The sequence below is a fragment of the Halomonas sp. MMSF_3323 genome (assembly GCF_030733595.1).
GTDB classification, from domain to species: Bacteria; Pseudomonadota; Gammaproteobacteria; order Pseudomonadales; family Halomonadaceae; genus Halomonas; species Halomonas litopenaei.
In genome coordinates this window covers 25,026-44,442 of the sequence record NZ_JASHIT010000004.1, presented here as the reverse complement: position 1 = coordinate 44,442, position 19,417 = coordinate 25,026, and the positions used below count along the sequence as shown (strand labels likewise).

Below are 19,417 nucleotides of genomic sequence, written 5' to 3'. Positions count from 1 at the left end.
CTCATTCTCCTGCTCCAAGGGCCTGGCCTCGGTCCTCGTGGACGCTGGTGCCGGGCACAGGGGTTCCAAGGGTAGTGTTGTCGATCAGGATGGCGCTCTCGCGCTGGAAAAACAGCGTCGCCAGTTCACCCAGCGCCGCATAGAAGGGGGTGTCGACCCGGGCAAGATCGTGCATGCAGCGGTTGGCCCAGGGTGCCAGGTGGCGATGGAAGAAGCTGCCGGCTCGCTGATCGTTCTGGCCGATCAGCATCGCCATGACCTCGCACATTGCCGCCAGATGATCTTCCGGCTCCGAGACGTCGGCAGAGCGCTGGATGCCCAGCGTCTTGAGATCCCGGCGCAGTGCGACCAGTGATGCTTCCATCAGGCCGCCTTCGCGGTAGTAGGAGGCGTAGGGCAGCACGTCGCCCTGGATGACCCCGATCAGATGACGAAAGTGGGCACGCTCCAGGCGTTCGACGTCGCTGTCGGCAGCAGCGGTGGCCAGCCGACTCCAGGCCTGGCTCAAACGAATGTCGTCCGGCTCTCCCTCGAGGCCGGCAAGCCACTGGCGAAGGGCTTCGCTGGGGGGCTCGCGCAGCAGTGCCGCCAGCAGGGCGTAGATGTCGGCCCTCAGATCGGCTTCTTCGGTGCGGGAGTCAGGAATGTCGTGCGTGGTCATAGCTTGAGCTGGGCCTCCGGATTGGTCGCCATCTCGTGCCATACGTCCTTGACCCGGCAGTCCTGACACATTTCCAGCCGACGTGCCTGGTCACCACTGAAGTACGCATGGTTGGCCAGTTTCTGCTGGATGGCGGCGATGGTGCGGGCGTTGGCGAAGGCGCTGCCACAGACGATGCAGTGAAAGGGTGCGTCTTCGTGGCACACTCGCCACTGGCTGCGTTCCGCGCTGGCGAGGAAGCCGGGAGACAGGCGGATGGCGGATTCTGGACAGCTCTTGCTGCACAGGCCGCACTGGACGCAGTCTGCTTCGCGAAAGTCGAGGCGCGGGGTGTCACCTCCGGCGCCGAGCGCGCCGGTCGGGCAGCTGGCAACACAGCCCATGCACAGAGTGCAGGCATCGGCATTGACCTCGATGCCCCCGAATGGGCTGCCCGGAGGCATCGGGTGCCGCTCGCCGTCCACATGGCCAGTGGTGGCCAGATGGTCCAGTACCAGGGTGAGACGCTCGCGCTTGCCGGGCGCTTCTGCGCCATCTGTTGCCCCTGTATTGCCGGTTCGCCCGCCGGCCATTTGTACCGTGGCCGACGGGGTGTCCTTGTCGCTCCCGAACGCTTGAGCCTGTTCCAGGGAGCGCAGCTGGGGCGTCAGACCCGCATGGCGAGGCAGGGCGAGCGAGCTTTCCTGCTCCTCGTCGCTGAACCACTGCAGTCGGCCGGGATCATGCCCCAGCGCCTCGAGGATCGCTCTGCCCTGGGCCAGCTGATCCTCCAGGTGAGCGACCAGCCTGTCCGGCATGTCGGAGTAGGCCTGGATGCGCACTTCGCAGGCGCCGGCGGCAATGGCCGACAGCCAATGGTCGACGCCGGCAGAACCCAGATCTTCCAGCGCCACATCGATGACGTGGCCGGCCGCGTCGGGTTGCAGGTGCTGGGCGTGATCGGCCTGAACGAAGCGCAGCACCGCCGACTGGCCGCCGGCGGCGTGGTAGTGGTCGAGCCAGGCGAGCAGGGTGTCCTGCTGACGCAGGCTATGCGGTTGGCGGAATTCGATGGCCCCGGTGGGGCAGGCGCTGGTACAGCTACCGACCCCCTGACACAGGTAGGGATCGATCTCGATGCGGGCATCGATGCGTCCGGGGACGCTCTTGATGGCGTCGGCGGGACACACTTCCAGACAGCGGGTACAGCCACCGAAGCCACGAGTGGAGTGGGCGCAGCGATCGGCGTGGACCTCGAAGTAGCGGGGCTTTTCGAATTCACCGATATAGTCGCCGAGGCCGTCGATCAGTGTCGTGCGCGCTTCACCGGCGACCGGGGCATGAAAATAGCCGGGAGGTGGCAGTTCCAGGGGCAGGCGCGGTGTCGGTGTCAGATCCAGCACCAGGTCATGGTGTTCTCGGCCCAGCAGTGCCCGGGCAAGCTCGATGGGGCCCTCATGGCCGTCGAGCCAGGCGCTGAAGTGGCCAAGGTAGCCTTCCAGGTGCAGCCGTCCGAGTTGGGAGGCGAGTAGCGGCTGGAGCTGCACATCGGCAGCCTCGGCACGCTGCAACAGAGCATCATCCGGCACATCGGTCACCACCAGCGTGATACTGGCAAGCCCTTGTTCAAGCCCTCGTGCACGCTCCAGCACTTCCAGCAGGGACGCGCTGTCGCCAATCGCCAGTAGATGGCCATGGCTTTGGTAACCCACCGTTGCTGCGACGAGATTGAGCGGCCAGGAGACGGCGCCAAGGGCTCGCTCACGGGCCTGCCGGTTGACCTCGGTGTCCACCGGCACGGTTGCGATTTTCTGGTTCATGCTGACTCACGGTCGAAAACTTTGTGTTCGTTATGATTTTTTTCTTATGTGTCATCCCCAAGTGTGAGCGCTGTACATCAAATGCGCCAACACTCCTTGGTCGAAGGCGGTAAGCACCGCTATGACGAGGTGGGACCAGGCCCCTCGGGATCTTCCTCGCTGGCAGCCAGCGCCCGGCCAGCGGCTGGCGCTGTACGGCCTGCCTTGGCGGATGCGGAGGTGTGGCTGACACCTCGTTCGCCAGCTTGTGTCATGGCCTCCGACGTTGTGGCGTTGGTTTGCGACTGTGACTGTGACGGTGATGGCGTCGTGGTGGTATCGGCGACGTCCTCGTCGCTAGCGCCGTCTCCCTGATCGCTGTGCCCTGGCGGGGTGTCTGGCAGGGCGTCTGGCGGGGTGTCTGAAAGAGCGTCTGGCGTTTCGCCCGCAGAGTCGGCGACGCTATCTTCCGCGGCCTCCTCGTCATCGACGTTATCCCACCACCGGCGCAGGCGCTGGGCGGTCTCGCTGGGCAAGGGGGTCAGCTTGGCGCGAAAGTCATCATCATAGTCATCCAGCCCGTCGCGCAGGTTGTAGCGTTCACCGCGAAACAGCTGGCGCAGGGCGCGTTTCTTGAGCGCCCGGTCCACGCCCGAGGCGAGGTATGCCCGAATATCGCTGCCTGGGGCCAGCGACTCGGGAGGCGGTAGCTCGACGTCCGCATCAGAGGTCGCGTCCACAATTGATGCGCCGTCGTGCGCATCGTGCTCGGGCGCGGCAGCGGCATCGGAGTGGGACGGTTCGGCATCGCTGCCGGAAATTGGGGCGGCGGGGGCTCGCTGCGTGTCGAGAGCAGCATCACTGGCGGCGGTTGCGTCAGGGGGGGCGCCGTCGACAACCGACGGGTCCTTGAGCTTTCTGCGGGACCACTGTGACAGGCGACTCATGGGGTGTTCTCCCGCGCACGTCCGGCACCCTTGCGCTTTTTCTTGCGTCCCTCGATCGGCGCCTCGCCATGGGCCACCAGATAGGCCTCTATCCAGGCCTGGATCGCCAGTGGCATCTCTGTGGCGAGCACGCGGTGTTCTCCGTCCATCCAATTGGCCGCGACGTCCTGGCTGGCGGTGATGGCATCGATATGGGGCTCTCCGTCGCTGTGTCCGGCGCGGATAAACAGACGTGGGGCAGCGGCCTGAAGGTTGAACCGATAAGCCGCCCGCTCGGTCAGGCTGAGCACCAGCGTCACGACGCTGGGCCCCTGATCGCCAGGCTCCAGACGCTCGACTGCCCAGCTGCGCTGGCGAAAGCCCTTGATTACCTTGTCCTGTGGCGTGATCGTCACACTGAGTGGCCGGCGATTGGCTAGCCTCGTCATGGCGTAATGTCCTTGGCAATGGCAGGATGCGGTCAGTCATGCCGTCGAACCTGATCCGTGGTTCCGACTGCTTTTATCGGCCGACTCGTGTCAGCAAGCAGTATTAGCAAAGCAGTTTCCGCATCACGCCGTCAATTCGACGTTATCCGGCCACCTCAGCGCTTATTGTCCGATGGGAAGGTCGATCGGAAAGGCCTATCGGAAATGTTTATCGGGGATCGAGATGTCGACCATACAACGTAGTCACGCCCTGTTGCCGCCCACCATCGAGATCGACGTCGTCGATGAGTTCGGCGAATCGCACCGTCAGGCTATCGCCGCGGAGCGCTCGCTGACGGTCTACCTCAACCGGCGGGAGATCGTCACCCTGATGTCGCTGGGAGCGGACCCGGAGGCATTGGTGGTGGGCTATTTGCGCAATCAGGGGTTGATTACGCAGCGCGAAGACCTCGAGGCGGTGATGGTCGACTGGGAAGTCGAGGCTGCGGCGGTGGTCACTCGCCATTCGCCGGAGGATCTGGAGCAACGGCTAGGCCAGCGCACCGTTACCACCGGCTGCGGTCAGGGCACGGTATTCGGCCGCCTGCTCGATGCGGTGCCACAGACCCGGCTGTCCCAGGCCAGGGTGAGTCAGTCGGTGATCTATCGGCTGCTCGACAACCTGGGAGACTACAACGAGACCTACCGCAGCGCGGGGGCGGTCCATGGCTGTGCGTTATGTCGCCAGACCGAGGTGCTCGACTTTGTCGAAGACGTGGGCCGGCATAATGCGGTGGACACCCTGGCTGGCCGAGAGTGGCTCGACGACCTGCCGCTCGGCCAGGCGGACATCTTCTATACCACCGGACGGCTGACGTCTGAGATGGTGCTCAAGGTGGCCCAGATGGGTATCTCGGTGCTGGTGTCGCGCTCAGGCGTTACCCAGAAGGGCGTGGAGCTGGCCCGGCGCTTCGGCGTGCTGCTGATCGCTCGGGCCAAGGGGCGCAGGCTCCAGATTGTCCATGGGCGCGAGCGCTTCGACTTCGACGCACAGCCGGCCCGGCGTCCCGGAGATATCAAGCGCCGGCAGACGAAAGACTAGGCGTGATCGGAGGCGTTCCAGACGTTGTCGCTCAGGTGTTCTCGCGACGGGTACAGACCGACAGTACGGTGGCGTCCTCTTCACTCACCGAAACCAGCGCGTGACCCATGTCGCTGTCGAAGTAGATGCTGTCGCCTGCAACCAGGCGCAGCGGCTCGTAGAATTCCGAGTACAGCAGAATCTCGCCGTCCAGCACCATCAGGAATTCCTCGCCATCATGGCGCACCCACTCGGAAAATTCCTCGAAGTGTCTGGCGCGCACGATGGTCTTGAACGGGATCATGCGCTTTTGCGCCAGCTCACAGCTGAGCAGCTCGTGTTCGTAGGTTGGGGTAGGGTGGCGCTGGCCTTCGCCGCGGCGCGTCATGTCTCGCCTGCCCATGGTGCGGGTCTGCTGCCTGGGCGGTGACAGCAGTTGGGGCAGGTCGATGTCGAGGCCGCCGATCAGCTTCTGCACGGCGGTAAAGGTCGGCGAGATCTGATCGTTCTCGATCTTCGATAGGGTCGAGCGCGCGAGACCGGTCTTCTGGCTGACGTCCTCCAGGGTCCACTGGTTGGCCAGACGAATCTCCTTGAGTCGCTCCCCCAGACGAAGGGGTTCGACGAAGGCCTTGCGGCCGGAGGCGATCTTGAGTGCCGCCTCCTGATCGGTGTGTTGCGCCATGTCGTGTTCACAATAGGAAACCAGGTTTCCTCTAGGCTACCACAGCGTCGCCACTCCCTGCCTGTGTCTCAGCGGGCCTTCGACCCGGGTTTTCTATCTGAGCTATCTGCCCCGGCCTGCTATTGGAGGCCTGGCAGCCGAGTCCATCATGAGGCAGTTCGGCGCGTCGATATCTCCCGGACATGTTTCCCGGCATCGGGAAACACAGGCCGACGGAAGGGGCTGGGGCAGGGCAAAGCAAGGGCAAGGGCAAGGGGTAAGCCAAGCCACCAGGTGGAAGGCGATTCGCCATGACGGCTCCAGTCGCCGTCGTCAGGGCTGGTAGGCCAACCCCAGCAGGGCCCGCAGATGGGCTTCCACCGAACGTCCCAGCGCCGCCAGGTCATAGCCCCCTTCCAGCACAGAGACGACGCGGCCCTCGGCATGTCGCCGGGCAATATCGAGGATACCCTGGGTGATCCAGTGGTAGTCCTCGTCGGCGAGACACAACTCTGCCATGGGGTCGTCGCGATGGGCGTCGAAGCCCGCCGAGATCAGTATCAGCTCCGGGCGGAAGTCTTCAAGAGCGGGCCACCAGTCACGCTCGATGGCCGCGCGAAAACCAGCGCTTTCGGTGCCGGCGGGCAGCGGCGTGTGGGCCACGTTGGGGTAAGGGGTATCCAGATAGCGCCAGGGGTAGAAGGGATACTGGAAGCTGGTGCAGACCATCACCTCGGGGTCATTCTTGAAGATGTCGATGGTGCCGTTGCACTGGTGGACATCGAAGTCGAGGATGGCGATGCGCCGCGCTCCGTGGACGGCGCGGGCGTGGGCCGCGCCGACGGCAACATTGTTGTAGAAGCAGAAGCCCATGGCCTCCTGGGCCTCGGCGTGGTGACCGGGAGGCCTGACCGCACAGAAGACATTGTCGGCCTGACCGCGGAACACCTGATCGACCCCCTTGACCACAGCGCCGGCGGCCAGACGTGCGGCCTGCAGGCTGTCGCTGTTCATCAGGGTATCGGCGTCGATCGAGGCGTGCCCCTCCTGGGGCGAAGCCTGCTCCAGCCGAGTGAGGTGCGCCTCGGGATGCACGCGCTGCAACTGCTCTTCAGTGGCCTCCCGAGCGTCTGCCTGCATCGCGTGTTGCAGCACGCCAGAGCGCATCAGTTGCGCCCTGATGGCATCGAGTCTCAAGGGACTCTCGGGATGATCCGGCCCCATGTCATGACGCTGGCAGTACGGGTGACTGAGAAAGGCTGTGATCATCGATATCTCCGACTGGTCTGGCGCCACCTTAGGAGTAATACGAACCCCGAGACAGTGGCAAATGGTCGAAGCGTGATGCCAAGGATGCCTTGTTCCTGGTCAAGCTAGCGCTGGACGTGGTTGTGGGGTAGCGCCACACTCCGGCACTATTTCCATAACGTTCAAGTGCGCAAGTGCGCACAATTCGCCGCCAGGGTGTCGGCTACCCGTCGCCTGAGGAGATCACCTGTGAGCACCCAGTTTCTTCGTCGCTTTTTCGATCCCGCCTCGATCGCCGTGGTGGGTGCCTCCGAGAAGCCAGAGTCCACGGGTGGGCAGGTCATTCGCAATCTGCTTGACGGCGGCTACGGCGGCAAGCTGTGGGCGGTCAACCCCAAGGGGTACGCCAGCGTCCACGGGGTCGAGTGCGTCGCTCGAACCTCTCAACTTCCCGAGGTGGTGGACCTGGCGATCCTGTGTTCGCCGGTCTCGACCCTGCCGAAACTGTTGAGCCGGCTGGGTGAACGCGGGGTGCGCGCGGCCCTGGTACTGTCCGGTGGCAGTCAGCTCGAACAGGACGAAGGCGGCAAGTCGTCGATCCGCCAGCGCATGCTCGATGCGGCCCGGTCCTCCGGCATTCGAATACTGGGGCCGGAGTGCATGGGCTTGATCGTGCCGGGACGACGGCTCAATGCGTCCTACTCCAGTCATACGGTGCCCAGGGGCAAGGTGGCGTATCTGGGGCAGTCGGGCATGCTGGCCAACGCCATGATCGACTGGGCGGCCGGGCGCGGGATCGGCTTTTCTCACCTGCTGACGCTGGGGGAAAGCGTCGATGTCATGCTTCCCGACCTGATCGACTACATCAATCAGAACTCGCCCACCCAGGCGATCCTGTTGCACCTTGAGCGAGTGCACGACGCCCAGCACTTCATGACCGCCGTGCGTGATGCGTCGCGCAATCGGCTGGTACTGGCAATCAAGAGTGGCAGGACCAGCCAAGCCGACCTCAGCGGCCTGCCACCGACACCGGGCGTCACCCACCGTGATCGGGTCTTCGATGCCGCCTTCGCGCGTGCGGGCGTGGTAAGGGTCAACGATTCTGATGAGCTGTATGACGCACTGGAGACACTGTCACGGATGCGCCCACTCAAGGGCGACCGTCTGGCGATCGTATCCAACGGGCTAGGACCGGCCATGCTGGCCATCGACAAGTTGATCAACGCCGGAGGTCGTCTGGCCGAATTCGAGGAGGCTACCCAGGCGTCGCTGCGCGAGCGAGACCTCGATATCAGCAAGCCCGGCGAAAACCCGGTGGATCTCGGGGGCTACGCCACCCCGGAACGCTTCGTCGCAGCGTTGGAGATCGTCGCCGCCGACCCCAATGTGGACGCCGTGCTGGTGGTCCATGCTCCGACACGTCTGGCGCCTTCCAAGGCGACCGCCGAGGCGCTGATCCGTGAACGCAAGCGCTTTCGGCGTAACTTGTTGACCAGCTGGATGGGCTTCGAACAGGCGATCGGCGCTCGTCACCTGTGTCACGAAGCGGGTGTACCCACCTATCTGTCGCCGGAGAAGGCGGTGAAGGCCTTCATGCACATGGTCGACTATCAGCGGGTCCAGTCGTTATTGCAGCAGACGCCCCCGAGCCTGCCGTTTTCAACCTCGGCCGAGGTGCGAGAGCGCTGCCACCGGCTGATCGACGAGGTCCTCGCCGATGGTCGCGAGAGCCTGACCCATAGCGAGACCGCCCAGGTGCTCAAGGCTTACGGCCTGCCGGTGGCGGAGAGTCGCTATCCCGACGGTGCCCAGGCCGCCGAGGAGGCCGCCCGGGAGCTGACGGGCCCCTTCGCGATCAAGATCGTGCACGACGGCAACAGTCGGCCATTTCGTTACCGGCGACATCCTCACAAGCTGTCGGCGGGGCTGGTCCAGGATCTGGCCAGACCCGGCGACGTGGCCGAGGCGGTGGATCGCCTCAGCGAGAAGGTCTCCGAGAAATTTCCCGGCTTTCGCGTGCGAGAGTTCTGCCTCCAGCCCATGCAACGCGGCAAGCATTCGATGCAGCTGTGCGCGGGCATCACCCGGGACCCGGTCTTCGGACCACTGATTCTATTCGGCATCGGCGGCTACAAGGTCAATATTCTGGCGGATCGACAGGTCTCTCTGCCGCCCTTGAACATGACGCTGGCCGCGGACATGGTGTCTCGTACCCACGCCGCGCGGCTGATTCGTGAGCACTCGAGTGATCCACAGCGCGATGAACAAAGGCTGTGCCAACTACTGGTCACCCTGTCGCAGATGGCCACCGACCTGCCTCGGCTGCGTGGTCTCGAGATCAACCCGCTGCTGCTCAATCGCGACGGCATGGTGGCGGTGGACTTCGCCATGGACCTCGGTTCTCCTGCACGCTTCGCGATCATGCCCTATCCCGAAGAACTGAGGGAGTGGGTCAAGCTCAGAAACGGCTGGGACGTCGAGTTCAGGCCCATTCGGGCTGAAGATGCCCCTCTGATTACCGACTTCCACGGGCAGTTGTCCGAGGAGAGCATCCGCTTTCGCTACTTCCACAACAAGACCGATTTAAGCCAGGGCGATCTGTCGCGCCTGGCCCATATCAACTACGACCGACAGATGGCGTTTATCGCCGAGCGCCTTTGCGAAGACGGCAGCAAGGAGATGCTGGGGGTGGTTCGGGTCTGGAACGATCCCGACAATATCCGAACCGAGTTTTCGATCATCATCCGCGATGACCTTCAGGGGCTCGGTATCGGCAGTCGTCTGATGGAAAAGATGATCCGCTACTGCAAGGGGGTCGGCACCCTGGAGATGGTCGGCAAGATCATGATCGACAACCACCCCATGCGCGCACTGATGAAGCACCTCGGGTTCCGACAAAGCTTCAACATGGAGGAGCAGGTGGTGGACGCAGTGCTGCGCCTCAACGAGCCGGGTAACGATTGGCAGCGCCACCGCCTGGAACGGCCGATGGAGTAGCAGGTCGGCGTTCGATTCCAGGACCGCCGGCCTGGCCTCCCGCCTGTGCTTGCAAGGCGGGAGCCGGTCGGATGATTCGTTCAGGGTGCCAGCCGCACCACTTCCCAGTGGCCATCGCGGCGGCCGTAGCGAACCCGGTCATGCAGGCGACTGGGCTGTCCTTGCCAGAACTCGATCATTTCGGGGACGACGCGGTAGCCGCCCCAGTGCACCGGTCGCGGGATATCCTGGCCTTCGTAGGCCTTCTCGAAGCGCCGCTGGCGCTGCTCGATCCAGTCGCGATCGGGGATGACCACGCTCTGGGTGGCGATCCAGGCCCCGAGCTGACTGCCGCGGGGACGGCTTGCAAAATACTCGTCCGACTCCTGCTCGGCGACCTGCTCGGTGCGTCCCTCGATGCGCACCTGGCGCGCCAGCTTGGGCCACCAGAAGGTCAGGGCCGCATGGGGGACGTTGGCCAGTTCGCTACCCTTGTGGCTGTGATAGTTGGTGTAGAAGACCATCCCGTTTTGATCGAACCCCTTGAGCAGCACCACCCGCGCGTGGGGCAGGCCCTGGCTGTCCACGGTCGACAGGGTCATGGCATTGGCATCCTGGGGGTCGGTATCCAGGGCTAGGGCGAACCACTCATCGAACATGGTGAAGGGATCCTTGGGTACCTGGCCTTCGTCCAGGCTGCCGCCTTCATAGTCACGTCGAATGTCCGCAATATCACGGGTCATCGGTATCTCCGGTGGAATCAGACAAAAAAAGGACGGCCACTAGGGGTACCGTCGTCCAATTGATAAATCATCGCACCTTGTGTCCGAGATGTCGCCCCGCGTCGCCGGGAACACCACCGTCATCGTCGCGAGTCATGATGAATGTCAGCTGCTACAGCTTTAGCAAGTACCGCTTTGGCAAGGCGCCACCACAGGGAGTGGCTATCTTGAGTATATCGTCACTGGCGCCAGGCGTGGTGCCTTTATCAGCGAGGGGGAGCGACCATGCCATCTGTCGAGTCAACGTCAGCCGCCGAGCACCGGCCGTCAGGGCGTAGCCGGCGTGTCTGGAGCCTGGCCATCCGGCTATTCCACTGGGGACTGGTGGCCTGCGTTGTACTCTCATTTCTGACCATGAAGGTGGAGACCGACCTGTTCGACTTTCCGCAGAACGTGCACGCCAGGGCTGGGCTGATAGCGCTTGGGCTTTTGCTGTTTCGCTGGGGGTGGGCACTGGTCGGCGATTACCACGCGCGCATCGGCTCCTGGCTGCGATCTCCCTCGGTAACGCTGTCCTATGCCAGAGACCTGATGAAGCGACGTGCCGATATCTTTGCCGGTCACAATCCGCTGGGGGGCTGGGCGGTGCTGGCGATGCTGACGAGCCTGACGATTCAGGCGCTGACGGGGCTCTTTGTCACCGATGACATCTTCTTCGAGGCGCCGCTGCATACCCTGGTGCCAGCAGCAGTCAGCGACACGGCTCTGTGGATTCATCACCTCAACGCGAATGTGCTGCTGGCGCTGATCGTGCTTCACCTGGGGGCTCTGCTAGCCCATCGCTGCCTCGGCGAGCGACTGGTAGGCGTCATGTTCAGCGGCCGAAAGACGCTGCCGCGGGGTGCGCACTGGGCCGAGACGGACACAGAGACCCACCAACAACCAGAGCAACAGTCAGATCAAGAGCTAGATCGGGCGTCAGATCAGCAGCAGGGGCGACGTGGAAGCAGCGGCAAAGGGGTAGAGCCTGGCCGCTCGGCCCTGATGGTACGAGCGGCGCTGCTGGCCCTGTTCAGTACGGGGTGTGTGATGTGGCTGTGGGGGCGCTTGTGAAGCGGCGAAGGGTCACTCGGCGCGGAAGTTGTCGTGACACCCCTTGCAGGTATTGCCGACGGTGGCTACCTGCTTGAACAGCGCATCCTGGTCACCACCATCGGCCATCTCGGCGAGTTTTGCGGTTTCCTCGATCAGGGTGTGGTAGCGCTGGTCGAAGTCTTCGTAGTCATCGGCGATGTCCGCCAGGGCATCGGTCTCGACGCCATGGTCGTCTCCCTGCAGTGAGCCCTTGACGAAACCTTCCCAGGGTAGCGGCGCCACGGCGGCGAGGCGACGCGCCTTCTCGAGAAACAGTTCGGCGTCGAAGTCGCGCTTGCCCTGGGCCATCGCGCCCAGCGGGCCGATCTGCCAGGCCATCACGCCCAGCGCGTCCTGACGGTATTCGATGGCGTCTTCGATCTCGACGCTGGCATCGGGGAGTTCCTCGGCGAGTGCACAAGCGCTGGCCAACGTTAGTCCAAGTCCGGTCACGAGGGCATGCAACGGGGTCACGGTCATTGTCCTTACTCCTTGCCTGGCGACATGGGCCGGGCGTTGTCGAGGATGGCGTCGCGAATGCAACGACATCCTCAAGATAGCAAGGAGAGCGGCTGCCGCCAGAAGGGCATGACGGTCGGCCTGAACAAGAGCTATGAATTGCCCTGGTGCTGTCGCATCTGACGAGAGCGAAAGCGTGCGTAGCCCATGCAGCCGGTAAACAGCACCAGCGCCACCAGTGCCTCAGCGACGCCACGCAGACCTAGTCCCGGCAGGGTGGCGATCATCACCCCCTGGGCGAAGTAGAGCAGACTGACGAAGGCCAGCCAGGCATGGCCCCGTGGACGGCGGGTCAGGATGGATGGCAGAAACAGCACAAGAGGCAGCACGAAGGCGATCATCGGACCGAAACGATTGCCGTCGGCTTCCACCGCGATACCGCGGTACACCATCATTGCCAGCAGCAGGCCAAAGCCGACCAGCACCAGCTGGCGCGACTGTCGGGTCAGGCGGTCAAGCCCGCGCCGCTGTTCTACCCCCTCAAGCCAGGCTCTCATGAGGCCCCCTTGCGGGCGTCAGCCAGAGCGAGCGTCAGCCGCGCCAGGCGCGCGCCCTGGGCGAAGGCCAGCTCACGCTCGTGTTCGTCCAGCGGGCGATCGCTGCGAACGCCAGCCAGGTGGCTGACGCCGTAGGGGGTGCCTCCGCCCTGGGTGCGGGTCAGGGCCGTCTCGCTGTAGGGCAGCCCGGCGTAGACCATGCCATGGTGGAGCAGCGGCATCAGCATCGTTACCAGCGTCGTCTCCTGGCCGCCGTGCAGGCTCGAGGTGGAGGTGAAGGCGGTGGCGGGCTTGTCGATCAGCGCTCCTGACAGCCACAGCTCGCTGGTGCCGTCGAGAAAGTGCTTGAGAGGAGCCGCCATGTTGCCGAAGCGTGTGGGGCTGCCGAGCGCCAGGCCACTGGCGTTGCGAAGATCGTCGAGGTCAGCGTAGATAGCGCCTTCGGCGGGAATTTCCGGGTCCACCGCTTCACAGGTCGGTGACACCGGAGCCACGGTACGCAGGCGAGCATCGACGCCGGCGACAGACTCGACACCGGCGGCGATGCGCTCGGCCAGCGCCCGGGTGGCGCCCTGGCGGGAGTAGTAGAGGACCAGAACGTAGGGCAGATCCGACATGCACTTTCCTTATGGCAAGAGCCTATGGGTTGACGAAAGCCCGAGGCAACGGGCGAAGAGGCTGGCTGGCCTCAACTCTCCAGCAGTGACGTGATGGCCTCGGGCGGGCGGCCGATTACCGCTCGCTCGCCGTTGTCGAGAATCGGGCGCTGGAGGATTCGAGGATGGGCCAGGATGGCAGCCACCACCTGGGATTCATCCTCACGGTCGGCGCCCAGACTCTTCCATTCGGTCTCGTTGGCGCGCACCAGGTCGCTGAGCTTGCCGTCCAGCCGGGCGATCAGGCCACGCAATTCCTCACCGTCCAGGGGATCGTCGAGGTAGCGGCGGACCTGGACCTCGGCGCCGGCCTGCTCCAGCAGGGCAAGGGCTTCGCGGGACTTCGAACAGCGAGGATTATGCAATAGCGTGAGTGCGGCCATGACAGCTCCGGTCGAGTGGGAATCGGCAGCTATTGTAGATCGCCGGCGCGACCGGCCACAACGACGCGCCGCCAAGGCAGGTCATTGCTCGAGAAGGCGATAGGCCCAGACCTCATCGCCGCGAGCGAGGGTTAGCCTGACGCGTTCATAGCGCACGCCCAGACGCTCGTAGCGGTCCAGTTCGGCCAGGGTCTCGCTATCCACCGCCAGTAGCTGTCCGGCCACCTGGTCATCACGATCGACCTCCAGGTCGAGCCCCTCTCGGCGATACCCCGGGAGCAGTGCGGGCGTCGACTCGAGTCTTTCTCCGGTCACCAGCCAGCGCACCCAGGGGGAGCGCAGGGTGCCGTAGACAAAGACTCGGTGGGGGCCGTCAGCGGACTGCTCCATGGCGGCCGGAGACGTATAGCCATAAGGGCTCTGGTAGGTGTACCAGAACCAGCCGTAAAGGCCGATGATCAGTGCGCCAACAAGACAGAGCAGGCGGGCAAGCCAGAGCGTCAGGGTGTTCATGGGGGACCAATGACAAATGAGCGGTGTGTGCAGGAAATCGAAAGGCGGCGTGTCTCGCTTGACTAGCCTCTCACCAGGCGGCCGGCTTGTCGAACCGAGGTTCCCCTCTATCGGCGGCGGTCCCGGCCTTGCTAGGATAAAGATTCCCGCCAAGACGAGGAGGTGCCCCATGAGCGAATTTCTCCGCGCCGAGTCTTTTGATGGTGCCCATGATGATGTGGACTTCAAGGCCATGATGGGGGACGTCCAACCACTGCGTCAGGCCAACAATCGTGCCGATGCCGGCCGTCGCCGAGGCGCGCCAACCGAATCACAGCTGGCCAGGCGTCGTCATGCCCTGAGTGGAGACGACGGGCTTGATGGTCTCAGTGACGACTTCGTCGACCTGGTGCCTCCCTTCGATCCGCTGGAATACCGCCGCGATGGCATTCAGACCGGGGTGGTCGAGCGCCTGCGGCAGGGCGGCTATCCGGTGCAGGCCAGTCTTCACCTGCTGCGGCGCCCGTTGCATGAATGCCGGGGGAGTCTGCCCCAGTTCATCCGCGACGCCTACGCGGCCGATCTGCGCTCGGTATTGATCGTCCATGGACGCAGCCGCGAGATCGATGGCGCCGCCAATGTGCTGCGCTCCTGTCTGGCCAAGTGGCTACCCGCCCTCGACGAGGTCCAGGCGTTCGTGTCTGCTCAGGAGGCTGACGGTGGACTCGGCGCCACCTGGGTGATGCTCAGAAAGAGCGAGCGTGCCCGCGCGGCGAACCGTGAACGCCAGCAGAAGCGTCGCGGATAGACCTGGCGAAGCCTGTTGCGGCTTCCCGGCGGCTTTCCTGCATCGATCCTCTTGTTACTTCCTTTCCACCCGGCGCCATCCTGCAGATGGCGCCGTATCGCTTGCGTGGCCTCGCCAAGGACGCCATCGAGACAATCGGCATCAAGTTGGAACAGTCTGCACTGGCTGCCGCGACTAGGGTTCCTATAGCGCGATAGTGGCAAGCAATGCGCTGGCAGGGTCACGGCAAGGTGGGGAGCGACTTGATGAGTCATCCACTGCCGGTGCAGTGGCCTTACGACGTCATTCAGTTGGCAGGGGGCTACATGATCATCGCGGAACTTCACGACCACTGGCAGTGGTTCAAGCATCACTCGATACCTACCTTGGGGCACCGCTACTGGCACTGTGATGAGCTGATGCCATTGCTGCGCCGGCTGGACCGGGCGACCCGGCGGGTTCAGGACTTCGGCCCGGTATTCACCGACCATGACCAGCAAAAGCTGGATCGTCTGCGTGATCGGGCCATGGCACTTGTCGAGCAGGCGAGTGAAACGGCGACAAGGTGTCAGCAGCGACTGGCGCTGGGCGACCAGGGGAGCTCTCGACCGCTTGACGAGCAGGAGCGGGCCTTGCTGCTGTCTTTCTACATGCTTCACGTCATCGAGCCTCTGGAGGATGCCCGGGCCCATCTGCTCGAAGAGCTTGGCTAGTCGACCTCTGGCATCGGGTGGGGGTGACGCCAGACACGGCCATTGATGTCGCCAGACATCAGAGCAGCAACTGACGCTCGCACCACTCTCGGTGCCAGTCCTGGGGGCTGGCACCGTATTGACGCTTGAAGGCACGGGTGAAGCTGGCCGCGTTAAGGTAGCCACAGTGGTACGAAAGCTGATCGATGCTGGGCGGATGGCGGGTCTTGAGTCTGGCCCTTGCCTGTTCCAGCCGGGTGCGCCTGAGCGTCTCGGCCACGCTCTCTGGGTGGTCGCTAAAGGCGCGGTAGAGCCCGGCACGGGAGCAGCCCAAGGCGTGAGCGATGCTGTCGACGTTCAACCGAGGCTCACCGGCGTGCAGTTCGATATAACGACAGGCGGCATTCATCAGGCTTTCGCGCTGGGTCGCCTCCCACTCGAGCGACAGCGGCCCTTTCAACTGCGCCAGCGCTACCAGGCTCATGTCGCGAGCGGTATCCAGTGCGCAGGCCAAGTCCTCGCCGGCGAGGGCCTCTTGCTCCTTGATGACGCCAAGCAGATGGGTCGTGAGCAACCGGGTCATGGCGTTGTCGGGAAGGCTGAAGGGGCTCGACTCGGCCCGCGTCAGCGCATCAGGCGCCCTGGCCTTGACCTGGGGTCGGGGAATCATCAGGTACAGCATCGAGTGCTGCATGGCGAGGCTGGACAGGGGCTGGAGGCTATCCAGCACCACCAGACCACTCTGGCTGGTGACACGATGTCGCTGGCCGTCGGCTTGCTGTAGGCGTGCTTCCCCCGCGAGCGTCAGGCTGACCAGCACAAAGTCGCCATTGTCCTGGGCGAAGTGGGCGCTGGTGTCATCGTTGGTGCACCAGCCAAGGACCGTGCCCTCGGTGCTTGAAGCGTTGATCAGGTTGGCACGATAGTCGCCGGCATGGCGGCCCTGGGGAAGGTCGAGCGCTATGGAGGGATGCAGACTGCGCCAGTAGTCAAAGCGTAACTCTGGTGCAACCACCATCGTCGAGTGACGCTGAAAGGCCGCCAGGGGGGATGGCGCTTCGCTGGACATAAGGAGCCTGAACAAGGTCTGGGGTGCGTGATCATCATCTGTTGCGCGTTCGAGCAGCGCTTGTTCAGCATAGATCACTACGCCAACTGGTTCGGCGGCCAGTGGCGAGCTACCTCCAATGCCTGAGAAAAAGATGAGATTGGCTCGTCTTTCAGGATCTATGGCTTACATATTGTGCATGGATGGGCATGGGCTGACATGAAACGCGGCGCATCGATATCCCATCTGCTGGTGCCCCTTCCACCAAACACGACAATGCCGCGATTCCTGCTGGCGCCAGCCTGTCACCACTGGGGCGACGGCGCCGGAGATCGCGGCATTGTTGATGGTGATGCTTCCTGCTTGCCTGGCAGGAGGTCGGTCGAACCAGGCAAGCTGTCCAACCCGGATAGGGTCAGGCGACGGCAGTTTCCCGCTGGCGTTCACGCGCCTCGCGCTGACGGCGCAGGAACATCGGCTCCGGGTTGTCGACGGACACCTGGTAGTGGCGCGAGAACACCGTGAGCGAAGCCAGGGCGTCTTCCACGACCTGGTCTTCGCGCAGTGAAAAGGCGTCGAAGCCACAGCGTGCCATATAGGACAACTGGTCGATCAGCACGTCGCCCACGGCACGGATCTCGCCCTTGAAACCGTGACGCTCCCTGAGTACCCGGGCCAGCGAATAGCCGCGGCCGTCGGTAAACTTGGGAAAGTCGATGGCGATCAGCGGCGCGTCTCTGAGTGCGGCGACGGTGTCCTCATCGAGCTGGGTGTCGCTGGGCAGCCAGGGCGCCAGGTCGTCGCGACGCTCGGCGGCCAGCCAGACGTCCAGGCGGACGATGGTCATGGGGTTAACGGGGGTTGCACCCTCGTCATCGACGTCAGACTGGAGCACCCAGGCGTCTTCCACCAGGCGGCGTTCCTTGATCAGCGGGCGTTGCGGCGTCTGCTCAGGCATAAACGTGCTCCTTGAAGGGTTTCAGACCGATGCGGCGATAGGTGTCGATGAAGGTTTCGTCGGCTTCGCGGGCGCCAACATACACCTGCAGCACCTTGTCGATGACCTCCGGCACATCTTCGCGGAAGAAGGAGGGGCCGAGGATCTTGCCCAGCGAGGATTCGTTGCCCTGACTGCCGCCGAGGGAGATCTGGTAATACTCCTCGCCTTTCTTGTCCACGCCGAGAATGCCGATGTGGCCGACGTGGTGATGACCGCAGGCGTTCATGCAGCCAGAAATATTGAGATCCAGCGGGCCAAGGTCGTAGAGGAAGTCGAGGCTGTCGAAGCGCTCCTGGATCGCCTGGGCCACCGGAATGGACTTGGCGTTGGCCAGGGCGCAGTAGTCGCCGCCAGGGCAGCAGATAAGGTCCGCCAGGGTGCCCACGGTGGGGTTGGCCAGGCGCAGCTCCTCGAGCTTGTGCCACAACTCCTCGATGCGGTCGACGGCCACGTCGGACAGCACCAGATTCTGCTCGTGGGTCACCCGCAGCTCGCCGAAGCTGTATTCATCGGCCAGGTCGGCGATCTGGGCCATCTGCTCGGAGGTGACGTCACCCGGCGAGTGACCACTGCGCTTGAGTGACAGGGTGACGGCCTTGTAGCCCGGCACCTTGTGGTCGGTGACGTTGTTGGTGACGAAGCGGGCGAAGGCCCGGTTGTCCCGACGCAACGCCTCGAAGGCCTCGATGGCGGCGTCATCCACCTTGCGACGGGGCGGATCGACGAAGTGCGCCGCCATGTCGTCGATGGCCTGCTGATTGAGGGTCTGGGCGCCGTCCTTGAGGTGGGCCCATTCTTCCTCGACGCGCCGACGCATCTCGTCGATGCCGAGTGCCTTGGTCAGGATCTTGATGCGCGCCTTGAACTTGTTGTCGCGGCGACCGAACTGGTTGTAGACCCGCAGCACTGCCTCGAGGTAGGTCAGCAGGTGCTGCCAGGGCAGGTCCTCGCAGATGGTCTCGCCGATCATCGGAGTACGGCCGAGACCGCCACCGACCAGCACCTTCACGCGGACGTCGCCGGCGTCGTTGCGCCACAGACGCAGACCGATGTCGTGGACCTGAATGGCGGCACGATCCTCGGCGGCGCCGGTCACGGCGATCTTGAACTTGCGCGGCAGGTAGTAGAACTCCGGGTGGAAGGTCGACCACTGACGAATCAGCTCACACCAGGGACGCGGATCCACTTCTTCATCGGCGGCGATGCCGGCGAACTGGTCGGTGGTGGTGTTGCGGATATCGTTGCCGCTGGTCTGGATCGAGTGCATCTGCACGCTGGCGAGCTGTGCGAGCATTTCGGGCACGTCCTCGAGCTTCGGCCAGTTCAACTGAAGATTGGTACGGGTGGTGAAGTGGCCGTAGCCGCGGTCATAGCGGGCGGCCAGCTCACCGAGCTTGCGCAGCTGGTAGGAGGCCAGCATGCCATAGGGGATGGCGATGCGAAGCATGGGCGCGTAACGCTGTACGTACAGACCGTTCTGCACCCGGATCGGGAGGAATTCTTCCTCGCTGATCTTGCCTTCGAGGTAGCGACGCATCTGGTCGCGGAAATGTGCGACGCGTTCGTCGACCAGGGTCTGATCATGGTTGTCGTAGCGATACATTCAGCGCGTTCCTGCAGCCAGGGAATGACGGGACGTTGCGGGTTACTCTACCTGCACGCCATTATGCTATAAAAGAATAAATAGTCATAGTTTGGGTGCAAAAGGTAATTAAAAGGTGTTGA

Annotated in this window: 20 protein-coding genes; 5 read left to right on the top strand and 15 right to left on the bottom strand. The window is 63.7% G+C overall.

From position 1 onward, the window contains the following. Position 1: 1 nt before the first annotated feature. The 4 genes from RBB39_RS02755 to RBB39_RS02740 form a co-directional block, all read right to left on the bottom strand. Positions 2-661 (bottom strand): molecular chaperone, encoded by a 660-nt coding sequence (locus RBB39_RS02755; RefSeq protein ID WP_108449301.1) that lies wholly within the window; start codon positions 659-661, stop codon positions 2-4. Then, positions 658-2,460 (bottom strand): 4Fe-4S binding protein, encoded by a 1,803-nt coding sequence (locus RBB39_RS02750; protein WP_108449300.1) that lies wholly within the window; start codon positions 2,458-2,460, stop codon positions 658-660. The genes RBB39_RS02755 and RBB39_RS02750 overlap by 4 nt, the downstream gene beginning before the upstream one ends. Positions 2,461-2,579: 119 nt before the next feature. Further along, on the bottom strand, positions 2,580-3,386 hold the full coding sequence (locus RBB39_RS02745; protein WP_306168756.1) for a DUF3306 domain-containing protein: 807 nt from the start codon (positions 3,384-3,386) through the stop codon (positions 2,580-2,582). Then, a complete protein-coding gene (locus RBB39_RS02740; RefSeq protein ID WP_045992209.1) occupies positions 3,383-3,814 on the bottom strand; it encodes a DUF3305 domain-containing protein in 432 nt (143 codons plus the stop codon). The genes RBB39_RS02745 and RBB39_RS02740 overlap by 4 nt, the downstream gene beginning before the upstream one ends. 223 nt (positions 3,815-4,037) lie before the next feature. On the opposite strand from RBB39_RS02740, the gene RBB39_RS02735 reads away from it, so the two are divergent. Continuing rightward, on the top strand, positions 4,038-4,895 hold the full coding sequence (locus RBB39_RS02735) for a formate dehydrogenase accessory sulfurtransferase FdhD (protein ID WP_045992208.1): 858 nt from the start codon (positions 4,038-4,040) through the stop codon (positions 4,893-4,895). Between the two features lie 31 nt (positions 4,896-4,926). Here RBB39_RS02735 and RBB39_RS02730 read toward each other — a convergent pair whose 3' ends face one another. Both RBB39_RS02730 and RBB39_RS02725 read right to left on the bottom strand, forming a co-directional pair. After that, positions 4,927-5,559, bottom strand: a complete 633-nt coding sequence (locus tag RBB39_RS02730) for a helix-turn-helix domain-containing protein (protein ID WP_045992207.1) — start codon at positions 5,557-5,559, stop codon at positions 4,927-4,929. A 312-nt stretch (positions 5,560-5,871) separates the two neighbouring features. After that, entirely contained in the window at positions 5,872-6,807 is a 936-nt protein-coding gene (locus RBB39_RS02725) for a histone deacetylase family protein (protein WP_108449298.1), read from the bottom strand. A gap of 228 nt (positions 6,808-7,035) precedes the next feature. Here RBB39_RS02725 and RBB39_RS02720 point away from each other — a divergent pair, with 228 nt between their 5' ends. Next, the gene (locus RBB39_RS02720) at positions 7,036-9,783 is read left to right on the top strand and encodes a bifunctional acetate--CoA ligase family protein/GNAT family N-acetyltransferase (protein ID WP_108449297.1); all 2,748 of its coding nucleotides are present in this window, start codon (positions 7,036-7,038) and stop codon (positions 9,781-9,783) included. A gap of 80 nt (positions 9,784-9,863) precedes the next feature. Here RBB39_RS02720 and pdxH read toward each other — a convergent pair whose 3' ends face one another. After that, positions 9,864-10,505: a pyridoxamine 5'-phosphate oxidase gene (gene pdxH / locus RBB39_RS02715; protein WP_108133409.1), complete on the bottom strand. Its 642-nt coding sequence runs from the start codon at positions 10,503-10,505 to the stop codon at positions 9,864-9,866. Positions 10,506-10,769: 264 nt separating this feature from the next. Between pdxH and RBB39_RS02710 the strand changes: the two genes are divergently transcribed. Beyond that, positions 10,770-11,597 carry a cytochrome b/b6 domain-containing protein gene (locus RBB39_RS02710; RefSeq protein WP_108449296.1) on the top strand — a complete coding sequence of 276 codons (828 nt, stop codon included), beginning with the start codon at positions 10,770-10,772 and terminating at the stop codon, positions 11,595-11,597. A gap of 12 nt (positions 11,598-11,609) precedes the next feature. Here RBB39_RS02710 and RBB39_RS02705 read toward each other — a convergent pair whose 3' ends face one another. The 5 genes from RBB39_RS02705 to RBB39_RS02685 form a co-directional block, all read right to left on the bottom strand. After that, positions 11,610-12,098 (bottom strand): cytochrome c, encoded by a 489-nt coding sequence (locus tag RBB39_RS02705; RefSeq protein ID WP_045992202.1) that lies wholly within the window; start codon positions 12,096-12,098, stop codon positions 11,610-11,612. 131 nt (positions 12,099-12,229) lie between these two features. Continuing rightward, the gene (locus RBB39_RS02700; protein ID WP_045992201.1) at positions 12,230-12,634 is read right to left on the bottom strand and encodes a DUF2069 domain-containing protein; all 405 of its coding nucleotides are present in this window, start codon (positions 12,632-12,634) and stop codon (positions 12,230-12,232) included. Next, positions 12,631-13,251, bottom strand: coding sequence for an NAD(P)H:quinone oxidoreductase (wrbA, locus tag RBB39_RS02695; protein ID WP_045992200.1), 621 nt, complete (start codon positions 13,249-13,251; stop codon positions 12,631-12,633). Before wrbA ends, RBB39_RS02700 begins: the two co-directional genes overlap by 4 nt. Positions 13,252-13,322: 71 nt before the next feature. After that, on the bottom strand, positions 13,323-13,673 hold the full coding sequence (locus RBB39_RS02690) for an arsenate reductase family protein (RefSeq protein WP_108133412.1): 351 nt from the start codon (positions 13,671-13,673) through the stop codon (positions 13,323-13,325). A gap of 81 nt (positions 13,674-13,754) precedes the next feature. Beyond that, the gene (locus RBB39_RS02685) at positions 13,755-14,186 is read right to left on the bottom strand and encodes a gamma-glutamylcyclotransferase family protein (RefSeq protein ID WP_045992198.1); all 432 of its coding nucleotides are present in this window, start codon (positions 14,184-14,186) and stop codon (positions 13,755-13,757) included. A 169-nt stretch (positions 14,187-14,355) separates the two neighbouring features. On the opposite strand from RBB39_RS02685, the gene smrA reads away from it, so the two are divergent. Both smrA and RBB39_RS02675 read left to right on the top strand, forming a co-directional pair. Beyond that, a complete protein-coding gene (smrA, locus tag RBB39_RS02680) occupies positions 14,356-14,973 on the top strand; it encodes a DNA endonuclease SmrA (RefSeq protein ID WP_108133414.1) in 618 nt (205 codons plus the stop codon). 245 nt (positions 14,974-15,218) lie between these two features. After that, positions 15,219-15,665 carry a hypothetical protein gene (locus RBB39_RS02675; protein ID WP_306168755.1) on the top strand — a complete coding sequence of 149 codons (447 nt, stop codon included), beginning with the start codon at positions 15,219-15,221 and terminating at the stop codon, positions 15,663-15,665. A gap of 58 nt (positions 15,666-15,723) precedes the next feature. Here the strand turns inward: RBB39_RS02675 and RBB39_RS02670 are convergent, their stop codons facing one another. From RBB39_RS02670 to RBB39_RS02660, 3 genes are all read right to left on the bottom strand, one after another. After that, positions 15,724-16,713: an AraC family transcriptional regulator gene (locus RBB39_RS02670; RefSeq protein ID WP_306168754.1), complete on the bottom strand. Its 990-nt coding sequence runs from the start codon at positions 16,711-16,713 to the stop codon at positions 15,724-15,726. Between the two features lie 394 nt (positions 16,714-17,107). Continuing rightward, entirely contained in the window at positions 17,108-17,650 is a 543-nt protein-coding gene (locus RBB39_RS02665; protein WP_213227867.1) for a DUF934 domain-containing protein, read from the bottom strand. Then, complete coding sequence (locus tag RBB39_RS02660; RefSeq protein ID WP_124804745.1) at positions 17,643-19,295, bottom strand: nitrite/sulfite reductase; 1,653 nt, start codon at positions 19,293-19,295, stop codon at positions 17,643-17,645. The genes RBB39_RS02665 and RBB39_RS02660 overlap by 8 nt, the downstream gene beginning before the upstream one ends. Positions 19,296-19,417: the final 122 nt, after the last annotated feature.